Annotated in this window: 23 protein-coding genes; 10 read left to right on the top strand and 13 right to left on the bottom strand. The window is 66.1% G+C overall.

Annotated features, from left to right (window positions below; genetic code table 11):
* The first annotated feature begins 281 nt into the window (after nucleotides 1–281).
* From J2728_RS00805 to J2728_RS00790, 4 genes are all read left to right on the top strand, one after another.
* Nucleotides 282–1130 carry an endonuclease III domain-containing protein gene (locus tag J2728_RS00805; RefSeq protein WP_309995192.1) on the top strand — a complete coding sequence of 283 codons (849 nt, stop codon included), beginning with the start codon at nucleotides 282–284 and terminating at the stop codon, nucleotides 1128–1130.
* A 286-nt stretch (nucleotides 1131–1416) separates the two neighbouring features.
* Nucleotides 1417–2619: a PfkB family carbohydrate kinase gene (locus J2728_RS00800; RefSeq protein ID WP_309995189.1), complete on the top strand. Its 1203-nt coding sequence runs from the start codon at nucleotides 1417–1419 to the stop codon at nucleotides 2617–2619.
* Nucleotides 2616–3209 (top strand): 7-cyano-7-deazaguanine synthase, encoded by a 594-nt coding sequence (locus J2728_RS00795; protein ID WP_309995187.1) that lies wholly within the window; start codon nucleotides 2616–2618, stop codon nucleotides 3207–3209. Before J2728_RS00800 ends, J2728_RS00795 begins: the two co-directional genes overlap by 4 nt.
* Nucleotides 3190–3855: a nitroreductase family protein gene (locus J2728_RS00790; RefSeq protein WP_309995186.1), complete on the top strand. Its 666-nt coding sequence runs from the start codon at nucleotides 3190–3192 to the stop codon at nucleotides 3853–3855. The genes J2728_RS00795 and J2728_RS00790 overlap by 20 nt, the downstream gene beginning before the upstream one ends.
* A gap of 20 nt (nucleotides 3856–3875) precedes the next feature.
* Here J2728_RS00790 and J2728_RS00785 read toward each other — a convergent pair whose 3' ends face one another.
* Together J2728_RS00785 and J2728_RS00780 are read right to left on the bottom strand one after the other, a co-directional pair.
* The gene (locus J2728_RS00785) at nucleotides 3876–4937 is read right to left on the bottom strand and encodes a restriction endonuclease (protein ID WP_309995183.1); all 1062 of its coding nucleotides are present in this window, start codon (nucleotides 4935–4937) and stop codon (nucleotides 3876–3878) included.
* Entirely contained in the window at nucleotides 4938–5783 is an 846-nt protein-coding gene (locus J2728_RS00780) for a hypothetical protein (protein ID WP_309995181.1), read from the bottom strand.
* A 181-nt stretch (nucleotides 5784–5964) separates the two neighbouring features.
* Here J2728_RS00780 and J2728_RS00775 point away from each other — a divergent pair, with 181 nt between their 5' ends.
* The gene (locus J2728_RS00775; protein WP_309995179.1) at nucleotides 5965–6216 is read left to right on the top strand and encodes a helix-turn-helix transcriptional regulator; all 252 of its coding nucleotides are present in this window, start codon (nucleotides 5965–5967) and stop codon (nucleotides 6214–6216) included.
* Nucleotides 6217–6249: 33 nt separating this feature from the next.
* On the opposite strand, the gene J2728_RS00770 is transcribed toward J2728_RS00775, so the two are convergent.
* From J2728_RS00770 to J2728_RS00735, 8 genes are all read right to left on the bottom strand, one after another.
* Nucleotides 6250–7065, bottom strand: a complete 816-nt coding sequence (locus tag J2728_RS00770; RefSeq protein ID WP_309995177.1) for a DUF4198 domain-containing protein — start codon at nucleotides 7063–7065, stop codon at nucleotides 6250–6252.
* The gene (locus tag J2728_RS00765; protein ID WP_309995174.1) at nucleotides 7062–7943 is read right to left on the bottom strand and encodes an alpha/beta hydrolase; all 882 of its coding nucleotides are present in this window, start codon (nucleotides 7941–7943) and stop codon (nucleotides 7062–7064) included. The genes J2728_RS00770 and J2728_RS00765 overlap by 4 nt, the downstream gene beginning before the upstream one ends.
* Nucleotides 7940–9199 carry an enterochelin esterase gene (gene fes / locus J2728_RS00760; RefSeq protein WP_309995172.1) on the bottom strand — a complete coding sequence of 420 codons (1260 nt, stop codon included), beginning with the start codon at nucleotides 9197–9199 and terminating at the stop codon, nucleotides 7940–7942. Before fes ends, J2728_RS00765 begins: the two co-directional genes overlap by 4 nt.
* A complete protein-coding gene (locus J2728_RS00755; RefSeq protein WP_309995170.1) occupies nucleotides 9199–11223 on the bottom strand; it encodes a TonB-dependent receptor domain-containing protein in 2025 nt (674 codons plus the stop codon). The genes fes and J2728_RS00755 overlap by 1 nt, the downstream gene beginning before the upstream one ends.
* A 370-nt stretch (nucleotides 11224–11593) precedes the next feature.
* Nucleotides 11594–12007 carry a Fur family transcriptional regulator gene (locus J2728_RS00750; protein ID WP_309995168.1) on the bottom strand — a complete coding sequence of 138 codons (414 nt, stop codon included), beginning with the start codon at nucleotides 12005–12007 and terminating at the stop codon, nucleotides 11594–11596.
* A gap of 28 nt (nucleotides 12008–12035) precedes the next feature.
* Nucleotides 12036–12392 (bottom strand): hypothetical protein, encoded by a 357-nt coding sequence (locus tag J2728_RS00745; RefSeq protein WP_309995166.1) that lies wholly within the window; start codon nucleotides 12390–12392, stop codon nucleotides 12036–12038.
* A complete protein-coding gene (locus J2728_RS00740) occupies nucleotides 12389–13075 on the bottom strand; it encodes a protein-S-isoprenylcysteine O-methyltransferase (RefSeq protein WP_309995165.1) in 687 nt (228 codons plus the stop codon). The genes J2728_RS00745 and J2728_RS00740 overlap by 4 nt, the downstream gene beginning before the upstream one ends.
* Nucleotides 13076–13279: 204 nt before the next feature.
* Nucleotides 13280–13732, bottom strand: coding sequence for a hypothetical protein (locus J2728_RS00735; protein WP_309995164.1), 453 nt, complete (start codon nucleotides 13730–13732; stop codon nucleotides 13280–13282).
* An 81-nt stretch (nucleotides 13733–13813) separates the two neighbouring features.
* Between J2728_RS00735 and J2728_RS00730 the strand changes: the two genes are divergently transcribed.
* The 4 genes from J2728_RS00730 (at nucleotide 13814) to J2728_RS00715 (ending at nucleotide 19500) form a co-directional block, all read left to right on the top strand.
* Entirely contained in the window at nucleotides 13814–14368 is a 555-nt protein-coding gene (locus J2728_RS00730) for an RNA polymerase sigma factor (RefSeq protein WP_309995162.1), read from the top strand.
* A complete protein-coding gene (locus tag J2728_RS00725) occupies nucleotides 14368–15312 on the top strand; it encodes a FecR family protein (RefSeq protein WP_309995161.1) in 945 nt (314 codons plus the stop codon). The genes J2728_RS00730 and J2728_RS00725 overlap by 1 nt, the downstream gene beginning before the upstream one ends.
* Before the next feature lie 113 nt (nucleotides 15313–15425).
* Nucleotides 15426–17924 carry a TonB-dependent receptor gene (locus tag J2728_RS00720; RefSeq protein WP_309995159.1) on the top strand — a complete coding sequence of 833 codons (2499 nt, stop codon included), beginning with the start codon at nucleotides 15426–15428 and terminating at the stop codon, nucleotides 17922–17924.
* Between the two features lie 64 nt (nucleotides 17925–17988).
* Nucleotides 17989–19500 carry an alkaline phosphatase D family protein gene (locus tag J2728_RS00715; RefSeq protein ID WP_309995157.1) on the top strand — a complete coding sequence of 504 codons (1512 nt, stop codon included), beginning with the start codon at nucleotides 17989–17991 and terminating at the stop codon, nucleotides 19498–19500.
* An 84-nt stretch (nucleotides 19501–19584) separates the two neighbouring features.
* Here J2728_RS00715 and J2728_RS00710 read toward each other — a convergent pair whose 3' ends face one another.
* Genes J2728_RS00710 through J2728_RS00700 form a run of 3 tightly spaced genes read right to left on the bottom strand, consistent with a single transcriptional unit; the run spans nucleotide 19585 to nucleotide 22837 of the window.
* On the bottom strand, nucleotides 19585–19731 hold the full coding sequence (locus J2728_RS00710; RefSeq protein WP_309995155.1) for a hypothetical protein: 147 nt from the start codon (nucleotides 19729–19731) through the stop codon (nucleotides 19585–19587).
* 14 nt (nucleotides 19732–19745) lie between these two features.
* Complete coding sequence (locus tag J2728_RS00705; protein WP_309995153.1) at nucleotides 19746–20840, bottom strand: PepSY-associated TM helix domain-containing protein; 1095 nt, start codon at nucleotides 20838–20840, stop codon at nucleotides 19746–19748.
* Between the two features lie 8 nt (nucleotides 20841–20848).
* Nucleotides 20849–22837: a TonB-dependent receptor gene (locus J2728_RS00700; protein ID WP_309995151.1), complete on the bottom strand. Its 1989-nt coding sequence runs from the start codon at nucleotides 22835–22837 to the stop codon at nucleotides 20849–20851.
* A 157-nt stretch (nucleotides 22838–22994) separates the two neighbouring features.
* Between J2728_RS00700 and J2728_RS00695 the strand changes: the two genes are divergently transcribed.
* Nucleotides 22995–24029 carry a helix-turn-helix transcriptional regulator gene (locus J2728_RS00695; protein ID WP_309995149.1) on the top strand — a complete coding sequence of 345 codons (1035 nt, stop codon included), beginning with the start codon at nucleotides 22995–22997 and terminating at the stop codon, nucleotides 24027–24029.
* Nucleotides 24030–24140: the final 111 nt, after the last annotated feature.

Raw genomic sequence — 24140 nt, 5'->3', positions numbered from 1 at the left:
AGATATTCCATCTGCCCGGACGGATCTCTGACGCGCTCAGCTGCTGTTGCGGCCAGCCATGCCTCCAGCTTAAGTCGAGTTTTTCGTCCAGGATTTATCTTTAAAGACAATACTCTACTGATGTGTGGTTGCGAAAGGCCGCACATCTCGGCCAACACAAGTTGGCTGACATGATCGCGGTCCATACGTTCGGAAACTTGCGCAATCAGGTCCTTCGGAGTCATTGACGGCCGGTGTTAAAAATGCATAATTTATCATGTAATACATAGAGATATTTGCTCATGCAACGGGTGATCGGCGGAAGCCACGGGAAGTACCGGTTTCTGGACCTGCCGGATCCGGCCGTCGCCCTTATGCCGGGTGTCCGGTGGGGATCGTTCGAGCACGCCCTGACGCCGGCGTTCTGGGTTTCTCAGGCCTGGCTGCAGGACGATGGTGGCGACCTGTCATTCGAGCTGGCGCCGACCCTTAGAGAAGAGGTGGTGTATTGCCTGCTCGGCGGCCATGGCGCGCCGGCGGAAGTGGGGCTGGCGGCGTCGAAGCGTGTACTGGATGCGCTTGCCGAAAAGGCTGATGGCGTGCTCGGCCGTGATCGGATCGAGACAATGCTCCTTGAGCCGCTTTGGGTGAACGGCAAGCTGATCCACTACCGGTTTGCGCGCCAGCGCGCGAAGTATCTCACCGGGGCCCTGGAAGGGCTTCGGCATCTCGTGGATGAGGAGCTGGACGATCTGGCGCTTCGTGACGCCCTGCGCGACTTGCCGGGCATCGGTCCCAAGACCGCCTCTTGGATCGTAAGAAACCGTCGCGCCAGTGACCGCGTCGCCATTCTCGATGTTCACATCATCCGCGCCTGCGAGCACATGGGCGTATTTCCTCGCGGCGCTAATCTCGCCAGGAGCTACATGGATCTTGAGCGCCGCTTCCTCGAATTTTGTGAAGTTGGCGGCGTGCGGGCCTCAGTTCTCGATGCGGTGATGTGGGGAACGATGCGCAGATTGGGGAGACGAATGCTCGCCAGTCTCATTGACACTCAAGATTGTTTCGGCGAGCGTTTACCACTTCTCCAGTGGGGCGCCGGTGAATGTCAGGAAACGACTCCGTCAGGAACGATGGCGACGGTGGGATAAAGGATCGCGACGACTGCCTTCGAACGTGGCGCGGACCGATCAATAGCCCCAAAGCTGCGGTCCTAGCCCCACTGTTAGTCGGGCAGGTCCTTGGTGTCAGGGTCGATCGCTCCAATGCCTCGCCGGTCTTGATCGTTACGGCGCCGCCTGGCGTCGACGCGGGGTCGCTGACGTTTCACGGTTATCTCGACATCATCGCCTGCATGATCGAGCGCGACATCAAATACAAAGCGACGCTCGTTAGCATCACCGGAGGCGTCTACGAAGTCCGGGTTGATCCTGCCTTATGACGGACGTGACAGTCGTTGGCGGAGTCTATCTTGAGCGATGCGTCCAACCACTCTGGGACGCTGTCTATGGCTCGGCCGGGCGGGCGATCCACGCGATCAGATCCCTGACCGAAGGCAAGCTCACGCTCGTCGCCTATGTGCCGGAGACCCTGGCGGGTGCCGCGAAGTACCTTGCCGACACCGCTGGCGCCGAACTGAAGGCCGTGGCGGCCAACGAGTATGTCTCGTTCGACTATATCCATCCGCTGGCCCGTCCGGCGATACAACCCGTGCCGTCGAAAATCGCACAGAACCCTCCCATACGGGTCGAGGGCGACGTCGTGCTGCGATACGGCATGCTCGAGGGCGACGCGATCGTCGATGCTGACGTTGCGGTCTACGATCCGCAGTCAGCCTATGGGCCTCAGTTTTTCGGTGCGAACGGCTCCCAGGCGAGGCGTCTGGCCATTGTGCTCAACAGGGCTGAAGCGCACGCCCTCACGGGCGAAAACGAACCCTTTGAAGCCGCTAAAGCGATCCGGAGCCGCGAAGGCGCCGAGGTCGTCGTTCTGAAGATGGGCGGCAAGGGCGCGATGGTCGTCGATCAACACGGGCATAGTCAGGTCCCGCTCTATAGGACCGAGCGCGTCTTCAAGCTGGGCTCTGGCGATGTCTTTTCCGCCACGTTCGCCGCCCTTTGGGGAGCCCGGGGGTTGGGGCATGTTGAAGCCGCCGACCTCGCATCGCGGGCGACGGCGGCCTATTGCTCGAGCCGTTCATTGCCCGTACCGCAGATCGACGCCCTACGCGCCTCTTCATTCGCCCCGCTTACGCCGGGCTCCGGCCTGATCTATCTCGCGGGACCGTTCTTCGATTTGGGGCAGCGCTGGTTGGTCGATGAGGCCCGAGCGACGCTGAAAAATCTCGGGGCCGAGGTGTTTTCGCCGGTGCACGAGGTCGGGCCAGGACCCGCGAGCATTGTCGCGCCAGAAGATATCGCCGGCCTGGAACGTTCGGACGTGGTGTTCGCCATCCTCAACGGCATGGATCCAGGCACGATCTTCGAGGTCGGCTACGCAATTAAGAAGGGCATCCCCGTCGTGGCACTCGCCCAGAACATCAAAGAGGAGGATCTCAAGATGTTCGCGGGCACAGGTTGCGATATCAGCGACGACTTCGTCTCGGCCGCCTACCGAGCCATCTGGAAACTCCCGGCATGAAGGGCCTGCTGATGTCCGGCGGGATGGATTCCATTAGCTTGGCGTACTGGCGTCGGCCCGAGGTCGCGATCTTCATCGACTACGGACAACGCGCAGCGGAAGCCGAAAAGGCGGCTGGCTTGGCGGCGTGTGCGGCGATGAACATCAGGCACGAAAGCTATGTCGTCGACTGTTCGAGTTTAGGTTCTGGAGACATGGCCGAGGCACCGGCCGCCGCCGTTGCGCCGGTGCCCGAGTGGTGGCCCTTTCGCAACCAATTGATCCTGACCCTAGCGGGAATGGCGGCGATCAAGCTCGGAGTGTCTGAGCTTCAGATCGGCGCTCTGCGCACGGACGGCGAACACGCGGACGGCCGCGCCGAATTCATCGAGCGCATTAGCGACCTAATGGCGATGCAGGAAGGGGGACTGACAGTGTCCGCGCCGGCCATCGCCCTGGACGCTGTTGAACTGGTCAAAGCTTCGGGCATCGGCCGGGAGATCTTAGGCTGGGCGCATTCCTGCCATACCGGCAACTTCGCCTGCGGCCGATGCCGCGGTTGCAACAAGCACTACAAGACCTGGAGCGCGCTTGGCTGGGATCCCCACTGACGAGCCTCGTCCGCGGGTCCCGCCTCTGGCCTGGCAGGAATACTGGCCACCCTCGCTGCGGATCGAGGCGACGGCGCCGCCCGCGTCAAGCCCAAGCACGCCATTCGCCGACGTCCTTTACGAGCGCCGCTCAGGAGTCGGTGGAGCCCTCAGTTTCGAGCGGGTCTCCGACCTGTTGTGGCATGTCGGGTCGGCCACGCCGCTAGGTCTGGGCCGCGCCGCTATTCCCACCCAGCATCGGGCCGCGCCGTCGGCGGGCGGTCTGCACCCGATCCGTTTGGTCGCTATCGACTGCGCCGCACGAACGGTAGCGCTCTATGACCCCCTCACGCACAGCTTTCATATGCTGCCCGCGGGCGATATTCCCCAGAGAAACGATCTTGAGGTCTTGCAGGTTCTGGGTCGAAGCCAGGGATGTACGATCCGTCTTGTCGCCGACCTGGACAAGGTCGGCGCGGCCTACACCCATCCCGAAAGCCTCGTCATGCGAGACGCGGGGTGTCTGATCGCGACGCTCTGCCTGTGCGCGGCATGGCTCGACCTTAAGAGCTGCCCGCTAGGCTTCCTGGGTCAAAACCTGGTTGAGGATCTCGGCTTTCCGGCGACAAGATTTCTCGCCGTTGGTGCGGTTCAACTCGGCTCGTGACTCCCGACCTAGGTGGGAGATCACGGCGCTTCGCCATTTCGTACAGCGTTGACGGCGGCGACCAGTGCGCTTGCCTGGTCGTTGGTCCGGGCGGCAAGGTTCGTCCAACCTTCCGCATGGGCCTGGGGCATGGCGAGCGCCAGATAGACGCCGTCGACTAGTAAGGCCATCAATGCCCAGTGCTGATGGCGGAGATCGTGCTTGAACCGGTGCCTGCCGATCTCGGCCAGGTCGCCGATCTTTCGCATCGATGCGAGGCCAAGGCCCTGTGTCGCTGCACAGCGGCCCTCGTCATTACTCAAATCGATCGCTAGCCCCGTCAGACGAACAAGTTCATCAACCTCGCTGACGAGCTGATCCGCAGTGGCGAGCAGGCTGTCTCTTTGGACTGGCGCAGCTTCGTCGATCGCGTTCGTTCGAAGCGTAATCTCTCCGATCTGCGCCTCCAAGTGCGCGACCAAGTCCGATGATTTGGAGAATCTGGCGTCCGGTCCGTCGTCCAGGATATTGCTGACGACAACTGGAAACTCGTCGACGAGCGCTTGGTTGATCGCCATGCCCACCGCGAAACAGGCGCCGAGCAAATCGGTGACCTCATCCATCTCTACGGCCAGGACTGATGGAAAGCGGCCCTGATCGTCATACAGATGGTTGCGCAGCCTTCTTTCCAGCGAGGCCTTCGCGCCGAGCAAGGCGCTTAGGCGACGGGCGCTGATTGCGTCCGTCGCGGCTTCGGACAAATCGCCCAAACTGCTCAAAGTGATGTTGGAGTGGCGTGAGGCTGCGATCGCGCCCGACTGAAAGCCGCTCTCGGAGAGTAGAAATGCCCGATCGGCGCCGACGTCCTGGGCGATCTGCGCCAGGGTCATCACCTGTTCTTTACGGACCGCGGACTTCCAGTGCTTGCACTCGACGATCCAAAGGACCGTGACACCGGCAATCGTCAACCGAGCGGCGACGTCCACCTTATGGCGAGCGCGAGCGCCGGAAATGTCGGCCTCAACCGTTGCGGTGAAGCCCATCGCCCGAAAAAGTTCGGCGGCGTCCTCCTGATATTCACGCCAACCATCAGTCCCACCCATCTAAAAGCTCCCCTCGCCGAGGCCTTGGTCGAAGAGCGCCCGGATACGCGCGGCGCCAAAGACGTTGAACCGTCCCTTGGCGTTGGCCTTCAGCGCGATGCCGGCGAAGGCGAACTGGGCCTGTCCGTTGGCGTCACGGTAGATCATCAAAACCGGCGAGCCGCTCAGACCATCAGGTTCTATGTCCCCAGGGTGGCTTGAGGGTTCCAAGACGTAGGGCGTCAAGTCGTCTTCGTCCCAGGCCGTCCGCGCCGCCGGCGCCAGGTAGTAGCGGCTCCATTTTGACTTCACGCTCGTGGGGCCAGGAGCGTCGGCGTCGTCGTCCCAGCTGACGTCGTACTCCGTGAAGCGGCTCGGAAAGCCGATCAAGCCATGGGCGATTACCTCGCACTCAGACGGCAGCTCGCCCGCTTCGAGCAGCGCCGCGAAGGGCAAGGGAAAGAAGTGGGGTGTCAGGTCGCGTCCTTCGCGGACATCGTCGTAGCGCAGAACCATCAGGTCGTCACAGGTTCGGCCTGAGCTGTTTGAGCGCCAGACGGAGATCAACTCGTTTGGCGCGACGCCCACATGGTGATCACCCTCGGCGACCAAGATCACGATTTGGGACGCGTCACGTTGTCCGCCGACATCGCCACGCTGGTGCTGCGTCGCAAAGAGGTAGTTCTTGCCCAACACCCGAACCAGGAACGCCGAGCCTGCCATCGACAAGTCGTAGTGCTCGTCGTCATTGTGGAACGCTAGCGGCCGACAATATCGCACGATGTTGCCGAGGGCACGATTGAACGGCACGAGAAGTCCGCCCATGAGAACCGAGAGTTTGGCGCGACCACGGATGAAGGAATTCATGCGGCGATCGTAAGGAGAGCATCAGGCTTTGGGAACTCCACGGCTGAGAGGCGCCGCGGCCCATCCTGACGCGGGCAGTCGGGTCTTCTGGCGAAGGCGTGGATAAACCCAAGGCGCTAGATCGCGCGGGGCCGCAAGTCGCGATCTCGCAAGCGAGCTCTGCTAGCGTGACGCTTCCCAAGTGAAGGTCGCATTTCTGGAGGTAGGCCAACGTCGGCTCCTGGCGCCTTTCCGCCAACTTCTTGGCGTTGGGGTGATCGGCTACCTGCAAGACCAGCGTCTGCAGGCGGCCCGAACTCTCCTGATCGAACAAGGGGCTAGTGTCACCGAGGCGGCGCTGCAGGTCGGCTACGTCAATCTGAGTCAATTCGCTCGACTCTACCGCGGGGCCTTCGGTGTTTCTCCGGGGCAAGCCACGCGCGCTGATGCTTGAAATGTGAGATCAACGTCGCTGGCGGTGGTCTCGCTAGGGCGTCACCTCCAGTGTCAGGCTGTAGAGGTGCGTCCTGGCGTCTGCGGGATCGCCCAAGAGCCAAGAGTGCTGCGCCTCCAAGACGTAGATTCCGGGGCCATCGAAGGTGACGTTACCCCGGCCTTTGGCGTCGGTCTTGCCGTTGAGGACGAAGGTCTTGCCGGCGTAGGCGTCGTTGGCCCGGAACACCGTGAAGGCCATGTCCGGCATCGTCTTACCGTCGAACAGCAGGTCGAAGTCGAAGCCCTTGTTGACGAACACGCTGGTGGGCGCGGTCCTGGGCGCGACCTCAAGGCCTTTGCCGACGGCGGGCGGGATCGTCGCGGAGGGCGCGCCCTTGGTGACGTAGGTTTCGGATCGAACGATGGTGGCGACGGGCACGATCCGCGCGTCGGCGGGCAGGGTGGCGCGATCGACGAACGGCGGCTGAACCGGGCCGTCCTTGGCGTCCTTCACCGGCCGCCACGTGTCGCCGACCTGACCCAGGCTCAGCGTGCGAACATTCCGCTCGCCGGTCGAGATGCGGTAGGTCCCAGGGCCCCATAGGGCAGCCTCGAAGACCCCCAAGTCGCGCAGGGTCAAGCCCTTGCCCGCGATCGTCTTGCCCGCGCCGTCAGTGACCAGGAAGTCGTCGCCCTTGATCGGGAACTCCGGGACGAAGAACCGGCCGTTGGTCAGGGCCGTCATCACCGTCACATGGTCGCCATCGGGTTCGAAGGTGGTGGGTTGCAGATAGGGTGTGTGGGCCGCGGCCGGGAGGGCTAGGACGGCGGCGAGCGTGAGGCTTGCGATGAAAGAGACGGATTTCATGGGCGATCCTCGGCGGCTATGCGCAGGGCCAGGGGAAGGGACGTTGTCAGGGCGCCGCCATGGGACTGGCCGGGCAATACGGTGACGTCGACGATCAGTCGGGGCGTGGCCGCCAAGCTTTCGCCGAGGGCGCGGACGCGGGCGATAGAGGCGGCGAAGTCATCCAGCGAGGGCGGCGCGCCGCCGCCGGTCCGGCGCGCTTCGCGGTCGCCAACCATCAAGGCGACGCGGACAGAATGGCGCGGCGAGCGGAACGGCGCGGCGGCGATCGCGCCGTCGCGCCACCACAGCGAGGGGCTGACCGGGACATAGGTTCGGAAGGCGTCCGGGTCCGTCCGCAAGGTGTCCATTACGAAGAGCGCGCCGTAGGAATGCCCCCAGATCGTCGCTTTTTTGGGATTCAGGCGACCGAGACGTTCGAGGCGCGGCCGGATATCGCCCAGCAGCAGCTCGCGGAACGCGGCCGATCCCCCCTCTGGACGGCCCGGCGTTTCGGGTGGGCCGGACCAGGATGGCGTATAGTCGAAGGTCCGCGCCAGATTGTCGAACCGTTGCTCGGTCTCGTAGCCGATGGCGACGAGCGCCAGATTGGGAACGCTCGCCAGATCCGCGGGCGTCAGGATCGTGAAGGCGGCGTTGCCGTCCAGGAGATAGAGGGATGGCCAGCCCCGCCCGGGGGGCCTTTGCTTGGGCATGGCCATATCGACCCGATAGCGGCGCTGGCCGTCGGCCGAGAGGAAGGCGTGGCGCGTTACGCTGTGTGTCGTGGCGCCCGTCTCGAACAGGCCGGGGCCGGCAGGGCCTGTTCCGGGCTGAGCGAGCGCCGGCGCGGCGGGCAGGCTGGTCAGCATGGCCAGCGCATGACGTCGGGAGATCATCGCGCGTCTCCAAGCAGATGGATCAATCCGTCGGAAAGCGTCCCACGCCAGGCCAGGTCGTCGTGACCACCGGCGAATTCCACCTGCCGGACTTCGTAGCCCTTGGCCCGCAGGACGTCGGCCAGTTTGCGAGTGGTCGAAAGGATGCTCTCCGATCCGCCGTTCGCCTCCAGCAGTCCAGCGTCGAGATAGAAGCGGATGGGCTTGCGGTCTTGCGCCTGGACCTGTCGGGCCACCCAACCGGCGGCGTCTGGCGGGGTCTTGCCGTTTTCGGGCTCCCACCAGAAGGAGCCGGATTGGCTGAGCGCCGCGCCGAACCGTTCGGGATGGCGCAGGGCCGCGCAGGCGCTGATCAGTCCCCCGAAACTGGAACCGGCCAGCACGGTCTTGTTCGGATCATCGGAGACCGACGCCCTCGCGCGGATCCAGGGCAGCAGTTCGTAGGCCAACATGTCGGCGAAGGCGGGGTTGCAGGCGAGTTCGCCCCCTCTCGACTCTCGCGTCGGATTGGCCACGAACACCGCCGTAACCGGCGGGATGGCGCCGGCGGCGATCAGGTTGTCCAGGATGGTCGGCGTCGGGATCGAGGACAGGTAGCGATCGGCGTCGAAGACGATGATCAGCGGCGTGGCTTTGGCCGTGCCTGGCGGCGAATAGAGTGTCACCTCGCGCCGGTTGCCCAGGGCCTTGCTCTCGAACACGCTGGTCGCCAGCCGGCCCTTGGCGACAGCGCGCGGCGCGACCCAGGGCTGGGGAGGCGCACCGGGCAGCTCGACCACCGAGGATCTCTCCCAGCGACGCGGATTTAGCGGATCGGGCGCCAGCGCCGCGACCAGTCCCGCGCGGTAGGCGGCGCGGTCGCCCGGGGCGCCGCGCTTGGGATCCGCCGCGAGCTGATAGGACAGTCGCGTTCCGGCGGGCAGGCGCACGGTCTTGAACCAGACGTCGCTGCCGGCCAGCCGTTGGAGATGGTTCTCGCGGCGGTCCGCTGTCCATACCGGCCAACCGAGCTCGACCTCGCGATTGGACTCGCCGCGCCAGAGGAAGGTGACCAGCGCCGAGCCGTCAGGCCTGGACTCGATCAGAGGCGCACCGCTGACCTTCACGCCAGCCCAGAACTCCGACGCAGCTCCGGGCGCCGACAGCGTCTGGCGCAGGGCCTCAAGCCGTTGGCTTTCCAGCGGCGCGGCTAGGGCGCCCGTCGTCAGGGCGCCCGTCGCCAGGCCAGCAAGGATCGGCCGGGAGCGCGAGGTCATCAGAACCGTCGCGTCACGGCGGCGAAGAAGCGCCGTCCCTCCTCGTTATACTCGTCCGATGTCTGGCGCTTGATCGCCTTGTCCGCGGTGTTCAGCACGCCGAACCGCACCGTGGTCTCGGGATTCAAAGCGTAGGCCGCGCCGATATCGACCGTGCCATAGCCCTGACGCTTCACGTTGTAGGCCGCGTTCGTATAGACGGCCAGGAACTGCTCGCCGACATAGTTCCAGGTGGCGAACAGCGACCAGGCGTCGGTCGGGCGCATGTTGACCGTGGCGTTGGCCGAGTGCTTGGGCTGATAGATCATCGCCAATTCGACCGGATTGCTGCGGTTCTTGCTGTCGAGGTAGGTGTAGTTGGCGGTCACATCGATCTTGTCGCTGACTTGGAAACGGGCGTTCGTCTCGACGCCTTGCGAGCGGACCTTGGCGATATTCTGATAGCGGAAGATCGGCCGACCATCGGGCAGGAAGCCCACGAAGTTGGAATAGGTCGGCGCCAGCGTCACGTCGCGCGTGCGGCTGGTGATGTCGATCATGTTCTTCAAGTCGTTGCGGAAAACGGTGATCCCGCCGCTGAGCCGGTCGAACTCGGCGCGCACGCCCAGTTCGCGGCTGGTGGCTGTTTCGGGCTTCAGTTCGGTCGAGCCGATGATGTAGCAGCCTGTCGTGGCGCTGCCGCAGGAGACCGAACCCCAGTTGGGGCTGTTCTGCAGCAGGGTCGGCGCGCGGAACGCCTTGGCCGCGCCGCCCTTGAACGTGATGTTCGGCGTGGCGTGGAAGACGAGATAGGCGCGCGGGCTGTGGTGACCGCCGAAGTTTTCGTGATCGTCATAGCGGTCCCCGACCGTCAGGCGCAGGTCATCGGTGAAACGAACCTCGTCTTCGATGAAGATGGCCTTCTGATCAACTTGGGTCACCGGGTTCTGGTTGTAGGTTGGCGTGCCCGGCAGGCCCCGCAGGTTGGCGGGATCCTTCAGCTCCTGGCGTCGCCACTCCGCACCCAGGGTGACGGTCTGGCGCGCGGCGTCCCAAGGCAGAGTGACGCGGCCGTCGACAGCGGCGTTGGTCGCCTTGTTCGGGTTCTTCTGACCGGTGACGTTGCCAACCTCGTTCTCGATGCGGTCGCCATAGGCGCGCAGCTGAGTCGTCCCGAAGCCATACTTGCCCTTGTGGGTGAGCGACCAGTCGCGACGCTCCATCGGGAAGCTGTCGTGGGTCAGGCGGTTCCAGCCGAGGTTAGCCAGCACGGTGTTGGCCGCGTCGGGCGTCCAGGCGAGGGTGCCATCGACATACCCCTCGTGCTTGTCACGAATGCCGGACAGCGGCGTGCCGGCGGCCGCCGTGGGTGGGTTGACGGTATTGGCGTCGCTGAGGCGGCGGTTGTAACCGCCGTAGATTTTCAGGCCCAGGACGTCATCCTTCAGGGGGCCGCTGGCGAAGAAGCCAGCCTTGTAGGCGTCCCCAGCGTCGCCGTCCTCCTGCAGCACGTAGTCGAGGCTGGCCGAGCCCGTCCAATGCTTGCCGACCGGTTTGGTGATGATGTTGACGACGCCGCCGATGGCGTCAGAGCCATAGAGCGACGACATTGGACCCCGCACCACCTCGACCCGTGAGATCGCCTCGACCGGCACCCAGCCGGCGTCGAAGTCGTTGCCGCGGAACATGGCGCTGGTGGAGTTGACGCGCTTGCCGTCGATCAGGAAGAGCGTGTAGGCGCTGCCAAGGCCTCGCAATTGGATCGTGCGCTGATTGCCTGAGCGGTTGATGGTCACGCCCTCGACCCGGTCGAGGATGTCGGTCAGGTCCCGGATCGGACGAAGGTGCAGGTCCTCCTCGGTGACCACCGAAATGCTGGCTGGCGCGTCCGTCAGTTTCTGCTGGGTGGCGGCGGCGGTGACGACCACCTGTTCGACCTGGTTGACGTCCGTCTTGCTTTCGTCGGCGCGGGCTAGGTCGGCGCCGACCAACAGCGCGCTGCTGGCGCCCGCCATCAGCATCACGCGGCTTTTGATCCCGATCATCACTTCTAACCCCTTTGAGCTTGTTGAGTGGCGGGGCTTCTAACGGCTCATATTTGCAAATGCAAATGAGTCGCATTACTTAAGGGCGACCTAAGAGGAGAGCCGTGGACGCGCCGGATTTCGTCCAAGCCGACGACGCGCCGAGGGCGGCCTACCGGTCGGCCAAGGTGCGGGTTGAAAAGCCCCTGGCTAGGCTCGATCACCAAAGCCGCCGCTTCTCGGAATTGTCGCCTTTCTTCTGTCTGGAATCGTCGCCTTGCGACGCGACGCCGGGCGCTGACAATTTGGCCAGGACGGTCCGGGTCCGCGGAGAGCACGGGACGTCGGGCGGGCAAGGTCCTCGGCGCGTCGACCGAGGTCCCAACGCCATCTAGTCTGCAGTACCGGAAGGGACGCCGTAGAGCTCGAGTCGGTGGTCGACCAGCCTGTATCCCAGCCTATGGGCTATGGCCTGTTGCCGCGCCTCGATTTCCGCGTCCACGAACTCGACGATCTTGCCGGTCTTCATGTCGATCAGGTGGTCGTGATGCTGGTCGGTCGCCTCCTCGTAGCGGGCGCGCCCGTCGCGGAAGTCGCGCCGCTCGATCACGCCGATCTCCTCGAAGAGGCGCATCGTCCGGTACACGGTGGCGATCGAGATATGCCGGTCTATGGCGTGGGCTCGGCGGTAAAGCTCTTCCACGTCGGGATGGTCATCGGCCGCCGAAAGCACCCGCACGATGACCCGCCGTTGTTCGGTCATGCGGACGCCGCGTTCCAGGCAGAGCTTTTCTAGGGGCGTCACGCGGCGGTCTCCTTGAAGGGGGCGGGCGTCATGCCGACGCCGCGGCCGAGGGGGACGGGCTCATGGCCATCATGATCCGCATCGACTTAACCGCTCCGTCCAGCGCGGCAGCCAGGCCCGCGGAGCAGTGGATGTTGGCGTCGTAGGTGCGGGAGCCGTCTAGCAGTCCCGCCAGCAAACGCTCGTCCTCCGAGGGCGCCAAATCGCCGACCGCGATCGGGCGTCCCAAGACCGCTTCCAGCAGGCGAATGATGCTGTCGAACACGGGCGCCAGCATCTCCTCGCGCCGCGTCGCAAGGACCGCGTGAAGGCGCTGCTGGGTTGGCGCGTGCTGGTCGCGGGCCAGGCGCCAACACCGCGTGGCCGTGGTCAGCAAATCGATCATGCCGTCCACCGTGGCAGCAGACGTCCGGCGCGGACGCAATAGGCTTCCCAGGCCTGGCCGAACTGGAGGCGCATCACGGCTTCCTCCTTGGGAACCCTGATGAACCACATGGCTGCAAAGGCCGGCGCGACGAGGAAGCCGGCGATCCAATTCTGGATCAGCAAGGGCTGGGCTAGGACCGAGATCCAGATCGCCGCGTACATCGGATGGCGGACGCGCGCATAGACGCCACGCGTGATCAAGCTGTGGTCCTCGCGGACCTCCAGCCCCGGACTCCAATTGCGACCGAGGTCGGCGTGCGAGCGCCAGAACAGCCAGAGGCATGGAACCTGGAGTAGCGCGCCGGCGACGATCGCGCCCGAAGGCAGCCGATAGTCGGCGAAGCCCAAGACGCCGGTCGCCAGTTGCAGGAGCGGCAGCACCATCATGGTTAGGAACATGGCCGCCAGCAGCGCGGCCTCGGCGACGTCCTTGCGCGCATCCACCACGACGTTGCGTCGGTTGCGCAGCGTGTGGGGCGTGCGGATCGCCAACATGACGAGCAGGGCCGCCAACCAGACCAGCGCGCCCGGACCGTTCTGGCGCCATCGCAGCACCGCCAGTCCCAGCAGGCCCACGCCGATCGCCATCGTCACGACGGCGGCCAGGCTGGAGGACATCGATCGGGTCTGCCGGCTGGCCATGGGCTGCTCCTCTGTCGTCCGCTACCGCGTCGATAGCGGTCTAGATAGCCGTGTTGAGAATGACTCGCAACAATATCGAGTTCTTGATGATGGGCTCAGGCCTTCAGGGCTCCGACGGCCCGAGCCAGGACGAGGCCGCCAGGATCAAAGCCGGGGAGAGCAGGGCGTAAGCGATGAGATCCCAGCCGCCGGCGCTGAACAGCGTCAGGACCAAGCCGGCCAGGGTGGCGTCGGCGCGGCGATAACTTGGCCGGTGACGCTGTCGACCAGCACCGGCTGGAAGATGTGCTCCTTCAACCCGTCCGGGCCACGCAAATAGACGGCATGGAACCGCTCGCCGGCCATGATCGAGCCAGGATAGGCCACGAAATAGGGCTGGAACGCGGGGTAGCGGGCGCGGGCGGCGTCGACGATTCTATCGATCGGGGCGGTCCTGCCCGTCGGCGGCGTGCCCTGCGCGGCAAAGGTCGAAAGCTCGCTCATCTGCCAGAACTGGATAATCGAGGCGCCCCAGGTATTGATCAGGCCCGTGGCGCCGACCAATAGGATCCAGGCCACGATCAGCGCGCCCAGCATGTTGTACAGGTCCAGCCAGACGGCGCGCTGGGTCCGGCCGACACGCAGGCGGGCAAGGATGCGGTGAGAGCAGCGCGTCACGGTCGCGACCACCGCTGAAAGCGGGGGGCGGGGCTCTGGGGTTCACACGATTGTCGTCGGCCGCTGGCATGCGGCCCTCTCATGTCCCTGCCTGCTTTTGATCCCGCGGCGGCGCGCGAGCCGGACGGCGCCACGGGCGCCGAGCGTTTCGAAGCCCTGACCCGACGGCTGCGGATCCCGCTGATGCGCTATTTCACGCGCCGCACGGGCTCCCAGCCGGACAGCGAGGAACTGGTCCAGGACCTGTTCCTGCGCCTGCTGCGCCGCCCCGGCCTAATGAGCCTAGAGAGCGTCGACGGCTACGTGTTCGAGGCGGCGGCCAACCTTCTTCGCGACAAGGTCAAACGGGAGCGGACGCGTCCGATGCTCAGCGCGGTGGATCTGGACCGAATCAATCTCGCCGATGATCTTCCCGGCGCGGAGGATGTCGTCGGGGGGCGGCAAAGCCTTCAGCGTATCCACGTCGCCCTCAAGGCACTGTCGCCGCGCGCGCGCGCCATCGTCATCCTTCGCCGCTTCGAGGACATGAGCCACGCCCAGATCGCCGCCCGGCTGAACATCTCGGTCAGCGCTGTCGAAAAGCATCTGGTGCGGGCGATGGCCGTGCTGCGAGACGCGCTGCGGGAGCAGGGCTGATGGCGCGCGGTCTGTCCCGCGAGGATGAAGCCGCCCGCTGGTTCGCCAAGACCGACCGCGGGCAGCTGACCGGCGAGGATCGCAAGGCGTTCCTCGAATGGCTGGAGGCGCCTGGCAACGCCGACGCCTACCAGGAGACGGCCGACGCCTGGTCGACCCTGGGCGCGGCCAAGGGCGCCGACAGCCTGATGGCGATGCGCGCGGCCGCCCTGCGCGAGGCCTCCGGCGTTAGCCGGCGGCGGACGATCCTTGGCCTCGGCGGCGGGCTCGCGGCGGCGGGAGCGGGGGGCGCGGCGCTGCTGATCGCCGGGGCGGCCGGGGCGACGATCCGCACCAAGGCTGGCGAGCGCCTGACCGCGCCCTTGCCCGATGGCTCGAGCGTGACCCTGGCGCCGCTGTCGACCGTCCGCGTCCAATACGACAAGGCTCGCCGCCGCGTGCGGCTGGTCGAGGGGCAGGCCTATTTCGACGCGCGCTCGGTTCCCGGACGGCCGTTCGAGGTCGTCGTCGGCGACCAGCGCGCCGAGGGCAGCGGCGGCCGCTTCCAGGTGACCAAGCAAGGTCAGACGGCGCAGATCCTGCTTGAGGACGGCCTCCTCGAGGTGGCGGCCCGCGGCGGCCAGCGGCTGCGGTTGACGACGGGGCAGATGGCCTCTGGCGCGGCGCGCGCGCGACGCGTGGCGCCGGCCGATCTGGACCAGCTGACCGCCTGGCGCGACGGCCGGCTGGTGTTCAACGACGCGCCATTGCCGCAGGTCGTCGCCGCCTTCAACCGCTATTCCAGCGACCGCCTGGCCCTGGCCGCCGACACGCGGCTGGACGCCATCCGGATCTCCGGCTCGTTCCGCTACGACGGGACGCGCGAGTTCGCTCAGGCGCTGGTGGCGGGCTTTGGGGTGCGCATGCGCCAGCTGGACGAGACGACCTGGGAAATCGGCGACTGACGGCCCGAATGTTCGCGGTCGATGAAATTTTCAAGACAGAGTGAGGCTTTCGGCCACGTCGAAGTTCCTGGGGGTGATCGGTCGACGGGGGCCGGATTGCCTAGGACAGCACGATGACGAACCGAGTTTTCCACGCCGCCAACCTTCGGCGCGGCCTGATGGCCTGCTGCGCCATCGCCGTTCTGGGCGCCGCCGCGCCGGCTCTGGCCCAGGAGGGCGGCGCGCCGCCCGCGGCCTTCTCGTTGCAGGCCCAGCCCCTGGAAATGGCCCTGCCGGCTTTCGCTCGCCAGGCCGACGTGCAGGTGCTTTACGCCTCGAACCTGGTCAAGGGAAAGCGGGCCAATGCGGTGGTCGGGACCCGTCCGCCGGCCGAGGCGCTACGTGACCTCCTGGCCGGGACGGGCCTGAAGGCGACGGCTACCGGGCCCCGCACCTTCCTGATCTCGGCGGAGGAAAATCCGGTCGTCGCCGAACTCGAAGAAGTCGTCGTCACCGCGCAAAAGCGCTCGGCGCGGATCGAGGATGTCCCGATCGCGGTGACCGTGCTCGACGGCGGCGAGGCTCAGCGGCGCGGCGTCACCAATGTTGTCGACCTCGTCGACCAGATCGCGGGCGTGTCGGTCAACTACGCTTTCGGGGGCACGAACTATGGCCTGATCAGCATCCGCGGCATCGGCGGGGCCGACGACTACAAGCCCAACGGCAACCCCTCGGTCGCCCTGCATGTCGACGGCGTCTACCAGACCTCGAACGCCTATCTGGGCATGCCGCTGTTCGATCTGGACCGGGTCGAGGTCCTTAAAGGACCGCAGGGTACGCTTTACGGTCGCAACACGACCGCCGGGGTCATCAACGCCATCACGCGGGGACCCGGCCCGGTGACCGAAGGTTCGGCCCGGCTGGAACGCGGCAGCTACGGCTACACCGAAGCCGAGGCCTCGATCGGCGGTCCGGTCAGCGACACGCTTGGCGTGCGCCTGGCCGTCCTCGCCCAGAACGGCGGCGGCTTCATGACGGGCGCGGGCGCTGGTCTGCTGGCCGGCTATCGTCCATCGGTGAAGGGCGTCGTACAGACCCAGGTTCCGGCCCTTGTCGATCCAGGCCGCCGGGAAGGCTTCGGCGACAAGGACCTCGTGGCCGGTCGCGCGACCTTCGACGTCAAGCTGGCGCCGGAAAGCGATCTGGTTCTCAAACTGTTCGGCAGCCGCGACCGGGGCGACACCCGCCAGTACGATCGGATCGCGCGCGCCCAGGACGCCACCATCGCCAACGCCGGCGAGAATAGCGATCCCTACGAGTTCTATTCGGCGGGCTATCCGACGCAACGCATCGACATCTATGGCGGTTCGGCCACGCTCAGCCACAAGGTCCGGGAGAACCTGAATTTCACCGCCGTCGGCGGCTGGCAGGGCAGCAAGCGCTCGGTGCAAGGCAACGGCGACGGCTCGCCCTATCCGGCCTCATATTTCGACGCCGACGAAAAGCTGAGCCAGTCGTCGCTGGAGCTGCGTCTCGCCGACGACACCGGCGGCAAGCTCGACTGGATCGCCGGGGCCTTCTACGTCGCCGACGACGTCGAGTTCAACACCGCCTGGACCAGCTATTCGGCGCTGACCCAGTACGACAACCTGCACCATCAGGATCGCAAGAGCTTGGCTCTGTTTGGCCAGGTCGATTACCGCCTGGTCGAGCGCCTGCAGGTGTCGGCCGGCCTGCGCTACACCCGTGACAACGCCCACTATGTCGGCCGTAACGTCGACCGCAATCCGTGGGGCATCAGCACCTTCACGACCACCTTCGCCACGACGAACCCGTTTTCGTGGGACGAGAAGTTCAAGGACGACAACGTCTCGGGCCGCCTGACAGTCAAGTACGACGTCACCTCCAACCTGAACGTCTTCGTGTCGGGCGGCACCGGCTATCGCGGCGGCGGCTTTGACGGCACCTCGATCTTCACCGTCGCCGAAACCAAGCCGTTCGCCTCCGAGACGGTGCGCGCCTACGAGGCCGGCCTGCGCTGGAGCGCGCCGCGTCTGCGCCTGTCGCTGGACGCCTTCGACTACCGCTTCAGCGAGCTGCAGGCCACCACGCGCCTGGCCAACGATACGAACGGCCGGGCCAATGTCGGCAAGGCCAGCAGCAAGGGGATCGAGGTCGCGCTGAGCGCTCAGCTTCTACGCACCCCGCGCCAGAGCCTGGCCTTCGACGTCAGTTCCGCCTGGCTGGACACCGAGGTGCTGTCGTTCAGCTCCAACCGCGTGGCCGAGGTGCTGCAGACGGTCGGCGATCCGTTGCCGGGCGCGCCGGACGTCTCGGCGACGGCGAGCCTGAACCACAGCGTCACCCTGAAGGACGGCTGGACGCTGCGCAGCCGCCTGGGCGTCACCCATCACGGCGAAGAGTCCAATCGTCTGAACGCCACGGCGGGGAACACAGCCAAGGCCTATACCCTGGTCAACGCCCGCCTGGACTTGGCGACACCGAAGAACTGGACCCTCTACGCCTACGGGCGCAACATCACCGACGAGGTCTACTTCCCCGAGCTGAACGGGGCCGCCCGTCTCGTTGGCGCGCCCGCCACCTACGGCGTCGGCGCGCGGTTCGACTTCTGACCCCGCGGAGGCGACCCGGTCTCTCACCGGGTCGCCTCCGTTTCGCTTCCTGGAGCGGCCCCTGATGACCCTGCTTTCGCGCCGCGCCGTGATGGCCGCCTCGACCGGCCTTTTCCTGGCCCGCGCGACCGCGGCGCAGGGGCTGGAGATCCGCCGCGCCGCGCCCGCCCAACCCTTCGCCTTGGGCGTGGCCAGCGGCGATCCCTCGACCGACGGTTTTGTGCTTTGGACCCGTCTCAGCGCCGGCGGCGCGTTGCTGGACGCCCCGGCCGTTCCCGTGGCCTATGAGGTCGCGGAGGACGAGGGCTTCCGTCGGATCGCGCGGCGCGGCCGGCGCGCGGCGAGCCCGGCTCTTGGCCACGCCGTGCATGTCGAGATCGAGGGCCTGCGCCCCGGACGGACCTACTGGTATCGCTTCCACGCGCTGGGCGCGGTCAGCCCGGTCGGTCGCACCGCCACCGCGCCTGAACACGCGACAGGGGCGCGGATCGCGGTCAGCAGCTGCCAGCACTTCGAGCTGGGGTGGTTTCGCGCCTACCGCGACATGGTCGCCGCTCAACCCGACCTGGTCGTTCAGCTGGGCGATTACATCTATGAGAACAGCTACGCCCAGTTTCCAAAGGTTCGCCAATTCGATGGGCCAGAACCGGTCGACCTGGAGGGTTATCGGCGCCGGCACGCCATCTATAAGTCCGACCCCGACTTGCGAGAGGCTCATCGCCAGGCACCCTGGGTGGTCACCTGGGACGACCATGAGGTCGAGAACGACTATGCCGACCTGGCCAATCTGAAAGGACTGGATCCGGCGGTCTTCGCGCGCCGCCGCGCCGCCGCCTACCAAGCCTATTTCGAGCACTTGCCGGTCCGCCCCAGCCTTTGGGCCAGGCCGGGCGGCCCGCGCCTCTACCGCCGGCTTGCCTGGGGCGACTTGGTGAGCCTGCCGGTGCTGGACGGGCGCCAGCACCGCTCGGCCCAGGCCTGCAACCCGCCGGGCCAAAGCGGCAATCGTCCGCGCCGCGACTGCCCGACGATGGCGGATCCGCGACGCACGATGTTGGGCGCGGCGCAGGAGGCCTGGCTGGACGAGACCTTGAAGGCCGAGCGTGGCCGCTGGACCTTGCTGGCCCAGCAGACGGTGGTCGCGCCGATCGACACGCCCGAGGGCGTCATGTCGGACCAGTGGGACGGCTACGCCGCGGCGCGGGATCGCCTCCTTGCGGGGCTGACCCAGCCGTCGGTGCGCAACGCCGTCGTCCTCAGCGGTGACATCCACGCCTTCATGGTCAACGATCTGCGGACAGGCGCGGGGGAGGGGGTAGCGGCGACCGAACTGGTGACCACCTGTCTGGCCGCCAGTCACGCGCCATCCTCCCGCTACGGACAGGTTCGAGCCCGCAACCCCGGCGTCCGCTTCGCCGATATCGAGCGATCCGGCTACACCCTGATCGAAGCGACTCCAGATGTTCTCAGCGTCGATCTCCGCGCCGTCGCCGACCAAGGCGATCCGCGGGGCGCCGCAAAAGGCCTAGCGAGGTTCACGATCGAGGATCAACGCAAGGGCGCGCAAGCCGGCTAAAGGCCGGCCGCGTTGGAAGCGACCGAGATCAGCAGGGATGTGACCAGAGTGGAACGTCTCATTCTTGACGGGGACAATGTCTGCTCAATGGCGCATCGCCCTTATCGAAATTTGGGCGACAACAAGCAGGGCCGGAGCGATCAGGACATAGGCGACGACATCCCAGGCTCCGTCGCCAAGCAGCGCCAGGATAAGCCCGGCGAGTATGGCGATCGCCAGAAGGGCGGCCAATAGGAGGGGTGTTTTCATGCGGGGACCTCGGGGCCGATGTCGCGCGGGCGCTTGCCGCCCTTGGAGAAGGTCAGCTTCAGGCCGCTGATCAGCACGGCGATGGTCGCCAAATCCAGCAGCGCCCACATAATCTTCAGCAGCATGCCGCCATAGTCGCCAAAGTGCAGCGGCTGGGAGAGGGCGAGCGCGGAAATGTACCAGGGCGGCCGAGGCGCGCCGATCACGCGAGCGGTGACGCTGTCGACCAGGACCGGCTGGAAGATGTGCTCCTTCAGACCGTCGGGGCCCCGCAGATACAGCGCGTGGAACCGTTCGCCCGCCATCAACGAGCCCGGATAGGCGACGAAGTAGGGCTGGTAGTCGGGAAAGCGGGCGCGCCCCGCGGCGACGATCGCGTCTATCGACGCCGTCTTGCCTGTCGGCGGCGATCCGCGCTGGGCGTAGGTCGAAAGCTCGCTCATCTGCCAGAACTGGATGATCGAGGCGCCCCAGGTATTGATCAGGCCGGTGGCACCGACCACCAGCATCCAGGCCATGATCACCGCGCCCAGCATGTTGTGCAGGTCCAGCCATGCCGTGCGCTTCGTCCTGCCGACGCGGACGCGAGCGAAGCCCGCCTTGCGCGCGAAGGGACCGTAGATGACGATCCCCGAGACTAGGGCCACGATGAACAGGACGGCGGGAACGCCCAGCACCAGTGGCCCCATCGGTCCAAGCAACAGGGTCCCGTGCAGATCGATCAGCCACTGGGTGGGGCTGGCGCGGTCCCCCCCCGATGGCGGGCTGGCCGTGGCGGCGTCAACGAGCACGTTCTCATTTTCAAAGAAGGATTTGGCGCCCGGCGGCGCGATCGACAGGGTGATCACGCCGGGTTTGTCGGGCTCCCAGACCAGGAAGTGGATCTTGCCAAGCGGCCGAGCGACCTGGGCGGCCGCCTCGATCGCCGCCAGCGGGGCCGGCCTGGCCGTGGCTTGACCGCCGGCGCCATACCCCAAGGCGTGGTCGATCTCGCCCCGGAAGATCAAGGGCAAACCGGTTACGCAGAGCACCAGCAGGAAGGCGGTGCAGATGAGGCTCGACCACTTGTGCGCCCAGATCCAGAAACGCATGGCGGGCCTCAATACGACGCGCGGACGCGCAGGCCGACCTGGCGGCTGGGTCCCGCCTGATAGACATTGACCCCGGGGGCGAAGGCCACGCCATAGGGCGCATAGAGCGTGTCACCCAGGTTCTCGCCGTAGAGGTCGAGACTCCAGCGGTCCGTCGGCCGCCAAGAGAGGCGCGCGTCGTAGAGCGCGAAGGCGGCCTGGCCAAGCATGTTGGTTTCCTCGAACCAGGAACGGCCCGAATAGCTCACGCCGACCTGCGCCTCTAGCCCGCCAAGCTCGCCGGGCAGGGCCACGCGCCGCGTGAGCGCCGCCCGTCCTGTCCAGCCTGGCGCATAGGGCAGGATATTGCCCGTCAGGTTCGCGGTTGGATTGGTGGCGTTATGATAGTCGGTGAACTTGGCCTTGTTGTAGGCGACCCGCGTCTCGAGCCGCCAGGCGGCGTCCACGTCCCAGTCCAGCCGCGCCTCGGCGCCCTTGGACTCCACCTTGCCAACGTTGCTCAGGTACTGACTGGGGGCGAAGCCGACATAGTACTGATAGTCGTCGCTGCGCGTGAAATAGGCCGCGGCGGTGAAGCGCAGCCGGCCCTCCAGCCGACGGGCGCGCAAGCCCGCTTCGAGGTTCCATAGCTTTTCGGGCTTGTAGGAAAAGCCGACCGTCGCGGGCGTGACGAACCGGCTGAAGCCCCCCGCCTTATAGCCGCTGCTGGCTTGGGCGTAGAGCCGCGTGTCCTCGCGCAACTGATAGCCGATCGCCAGTTTGGGCGAGACGCTGTGGAAGTCCTTGTCGCTTTGCAGGATCAGAGCGCCCTGGCCGGCCGTGGCCTCGACGCTGTGCTGGTCCAGGCGCAGGCCGCCGGTGATGTCCAGGCGTGCGGACAGCTTGTAGGTCGCCTCGCCGAACGCGGCGTAGGTCTTCAGCGTCTGGGCCGCGCTCTGGGCGTATTGGGGGCGGGCGAAGGTGAAATCGGTATGCTCGAAGGCCAGGCCCGCCACGTAGGACAGCGCGCCGCCGATCGCCGTATCGTCGCTGAGCCTTAGCTCCTGGGTGAGGGTCTTCTGGGTCTCGGGGCTCAAGGTGCTGAGCACAGTGCGCTGGTAGTCGCGGTCCTGGTAGGCCGTCACCGAGGTCAGCTTGGCCCGCCCAAGGTCCGCATCCAGGCGCAGGCTGGCCAGGTCATGGGTCAGCCGGTGGCGGCTGTCGGCCGGATAGGCGGTGCGGGTCGCCTGGTCGGAGGCCAGGACGTACTGTTCCTCGGTGGAGCGGACATCCATGCGCGAGAGGGTCAGCAGCGCGCTGACGGGGCCGCTTTCTGGGGCGAAGCGAAGGCGGGCGCGGCCACTGACGCTTCGGCTGTCGCCCAGGCGCGAGCCGTCCGTCGGGCTACGATACTCGCCGTCCTCCTCGCGATAGCCGGCCGAAAGCTCCAGAAAGGTCGAGGCGCCCAAGGTGGCGCTGGCCAGGGCGGATCCAGCGCGCAGACGCGAGGCGACCTCGCCCTGAGCGATGGCGGTATGACCGTCCGGCGGGCTGGAGACCAGGCTGATGACCCCGCCCATCGCGCCCCGGCCATAGAGCGTGCTCTGCGGGCCGTACAAGACCTCGACCTGCCGCAGATTCAGCGGCAGGGCTTGGCCGAACGTCGCCTGGTCCTGAGGGACTCCATCCAGATAGATCTGGACGGTGGGATTGTAGAAGTCGACCGACGACTGGCCCCGCAGGGTGAGGCTCAGATAGGTCTTGCTGGCCCGCTGGCGAACGGTCAAGTCGCCAATAACCCCGCCCAGCTGATCGACCGAGGTGGCGCGAGACAGGCCGATGTCGTCACCCCGCATCACCACGGCCTGGCCATTCAGCGACTCAAGGCTCTGGGCCCGCTTGCTGGCGGTGACGATCAGCGTCTCGGACTGGAAGCCGGTGTCGGCTTCCGCATGGGCCTGGGCGCCAAGGCCCGTCAAAAGGCTGGCGCTCAGCAGCCAGAGCTTGATCGACGTCATATCGCATTCCTGGTGACCGGCGTCGCCCCGACAGCGCGCCTTTCTCGTAGGGCCGCGCTTAAGCCCGCGCACGGGAGGGGGCTAACGGGATCGGGGCGCCGACAACCGCGATCGGGGATTAATTGACTTTGAGAACTATTCGCAAATAGGATCGCTCATGCTCACTGACGCCGCCCAACCGGCCTTGCCTCGCCGTTTTCAGCTTCGCGAGCGGCGCCTTGCTCAATATGCGGCGCGGGATCTTGCCGCGTGCGTGGGCATGCCCGCGGCGCAGTACTTCGCGGAGCGGATTCCGGTCGCCGGCTTTAGCCGACGCTTCGCCGCCCGCGAGGGGCTCGACGTGCTGGCGCATGATGTCGAGGTGCTGGAGGCTAGCGCCCAGGAGATACAGTCCGAGCCTTGCCTGGCCTTGACCTTGATGTTCGAAGGGCGAGGGGAGGGCGTCATCCTCGGAGACGCCGACGGCCCGGACCTCGGTGTCGGCTATGGCCCCATGACCTGGTACGCCAGTTTCTCGACGCGGACGTTGAAGGGCCGCTCGACCGCGCCCGGCGGGTCGCGCTATCGACTTGTTGAGTTGCGGATTTCACACGCCTTTCTGGACCGTCTCGGACGGCTTGAAGACCTGATGGCGCTGGACGCCCGCCATCCGCGCCACTGCATGTCCAGGCCCGGGATATGGGTCGCCGCCGCGCCCGTGACGCCCGCCTTGGCTCAGGTCGGCGAGCAGTTGCACGCCATCGCGCGCGGCGATCATGTCGATGATTTGCTGCTGGATGCGCGCGCCCTTGAGTTCCTGATGCTCTCGATGGAAATGATCGCGCCGCGGGAGGCTGTCCGCCAGGAAGGACTCGATACGCGCCGGCGACGTCAGGTCGAGCAGGCCGCCGCGCTGCTGCGGGCCGATCTCGCCCATCCTTGGACCATCGCCGCCCTGGCCCGCCGCGTCGGTCTTGGCGAAAAGACTCTGAAACAGGGGTTCCGCCAACTTTTTGGCGTTGGGGTGATCGGCTACCTGCAAGACCAGAGGCTATGGACCGCCCGAACGCTCCTGATCGAGCGAGGCGTCACCGTCACCGACGCGGCGCTGCAGGTCGGCTACGTCAATCTCAGTCACTTCGCGCGACTTTACCGTCGCGCCTTTGGAGTTTCTCCAGGGCAAGCCGCGCGCGCTGATGCGCTTGAAACGTAAGGTCAAGGTCGCTGGCGCGCGGTCTAGCTTAAGGCGTCAACTCCAAAGCTGAGCTGGCGCCGGATCTGAACGCCGAGCGAGGCGCCGCCCGACGGGGCAGGGGTGAGCGGC

Origin of the sequence: Caulobacter segnis (assembly GCF_031454995.1) — a bacterium.
In the GTDB taxonomy this organism is placed as follows: Bacteria; Pseudomonadota; Alphaproteobacteria; order Caulobacterales; family Caulobacteraceae; genus Caulobacter; species Caulobacter segnis_E.
The sequence above is the reverse complement of the archived record's forward strand: the minus strand, read 5'-3'. Positions and strand labels throughout refer to the sequence as shown.

What these genes read in the sequence shown, in the direction of transcription:
- J2728_RS00725 (WP_309995161.1), top strand. Translation starts at nt 14,368, where the DNA reads ATGGCGCGCGGTCTGTCCCGCGAGGATGAAGCCGCCCGCTGGTTCGCC.
- J2728_RS00730 (WP_309995162.1), top strand. Translation starts at nt 13,814, where the DNA reads ATGTCCCTGCCTGCTTTTGATCCCGCGGCGGCGCGCGAGCCGGACGGC.
- J2728_RS00695 (WP_309995149.1), top strand. Translation starts at nt 22,995, where the DNA reads ATGCTCACTGACGCCGCCCAACCGGCCTTGCCTCGCCGTTTTCAGCTT.
- J2728_RS00800 (WP_309995189.1), top strand. Translation starts at nt 1,417, where the DNA reads ATGACGGACGTGACAGTCGTTGGCGGAGTCTATCTTGAGCGATGCGTC.
- J2728_RS00705 (WP_309995153.1), bottom strand. Translation starts at nt 20,840, where the DNA reads ATGCGTTTCTGGATCTGGGCGCACAAGTGGTCGAGCCTCATCTGCACC.
- J2728_RS00795 (WP_309995187.1), top strand. Translation starts at nt 2,616, where the DNA reads ATGAAGGGCCTGCTGATGTCCGGCGGGATGGATTCCATTAGCTTGGCG.
- J2728_RS00785 (WP_309995183.1), bottom strand. Translation starts at nt 4,937, where the DNA reads ATGGGTGGGACTGATGGTTGGCGTGAATATCAGGAGGACGCCGCCGAA.
- J2728_RS00780 (WP_309995181.1), bottom strand. Translation starts at nt 5,783, where the DNA reads ATGAATTCCTTCATCCGTGGTCGCGCCAAACTCTCGGTTCTCATGGGC.
- J2728_RS00700 (WP_309995151.1), bottom strand. Translation starts at nt 22,837, where the DNA reads ATGACGTCGATCAAGCTCTGGCTGCTGAGCGCCAGCCTTTTGACGGGC.
- J2728_RS00805 (WP_309995192.1), top strand. Translation starts at nt 282, where the DNA reads ATGCAACGGGTGATCGGCGGAAGCCACGGGAAGTACCGGTTTCTGGAC.
- J2728_RS00755 (WP_309995170.1), bottom strand. Translation starts at nt 11,223, where the DNA reads ATGATCGGGATCAAAAGCCGCGTGATGCTGATGGCGGGCGCCAGCAGC.
- fes (WP_309995172.1), bottom strand. Translation starts at nt 9,199, where the DNA reads ATGACCTCGCGCTCCCGGCCGATCCTTGCTGGCCTGGCGACGGGCGCC.
- J2728_RS00715 (WP_309995157.1), top strand. Translation starts at nt 17,989, where the DNA reads ATGACCCTGCTTTCGCGCCGCGCCGTGATGGCCGCCTCGACCGGCCTT.
- J2728_RS00745 (WP_309995166.1), bottom strand. Translation starts at nt 12,392, where the DNA reads ATGATCGATTTGCTGACCACGGCCACGCGGTGTTGGCGCCTGGCCCGC.
- J2728_RS00770 (WP_309995177.1), bottom strand. Translation starts at nt 7,065, where the DNA reads ATGAAATCCGTCTCTTTCATCGCAAGCCTCACGCTCGCCGCCGTCCTA.
- J2728_RS00740 (WP_309995165.1), bottom strand. Translation starts at nt 13,075, where the DNA reads ATGGCCAGCCGGCAGACCCGATCGATGTCCTCCAGCCTGGCCGCCGTC.
- J2728_RS00765 (WP_309995174.1), bottom strand. Translation starts at nt 7,943, where the DNA reads ATGATCTCCCGACGTCATGCGCTGGCCATGCTGACCAGCCTGCCCGCC.
- J2728_RS00720 (WP_309995159.1), top strand. Translation starts at nt 15,426, where the DNA reads ATGACGAACCGAGTTTTCCACGCCGCCAACCTTCGGCGCGGCCTGATG.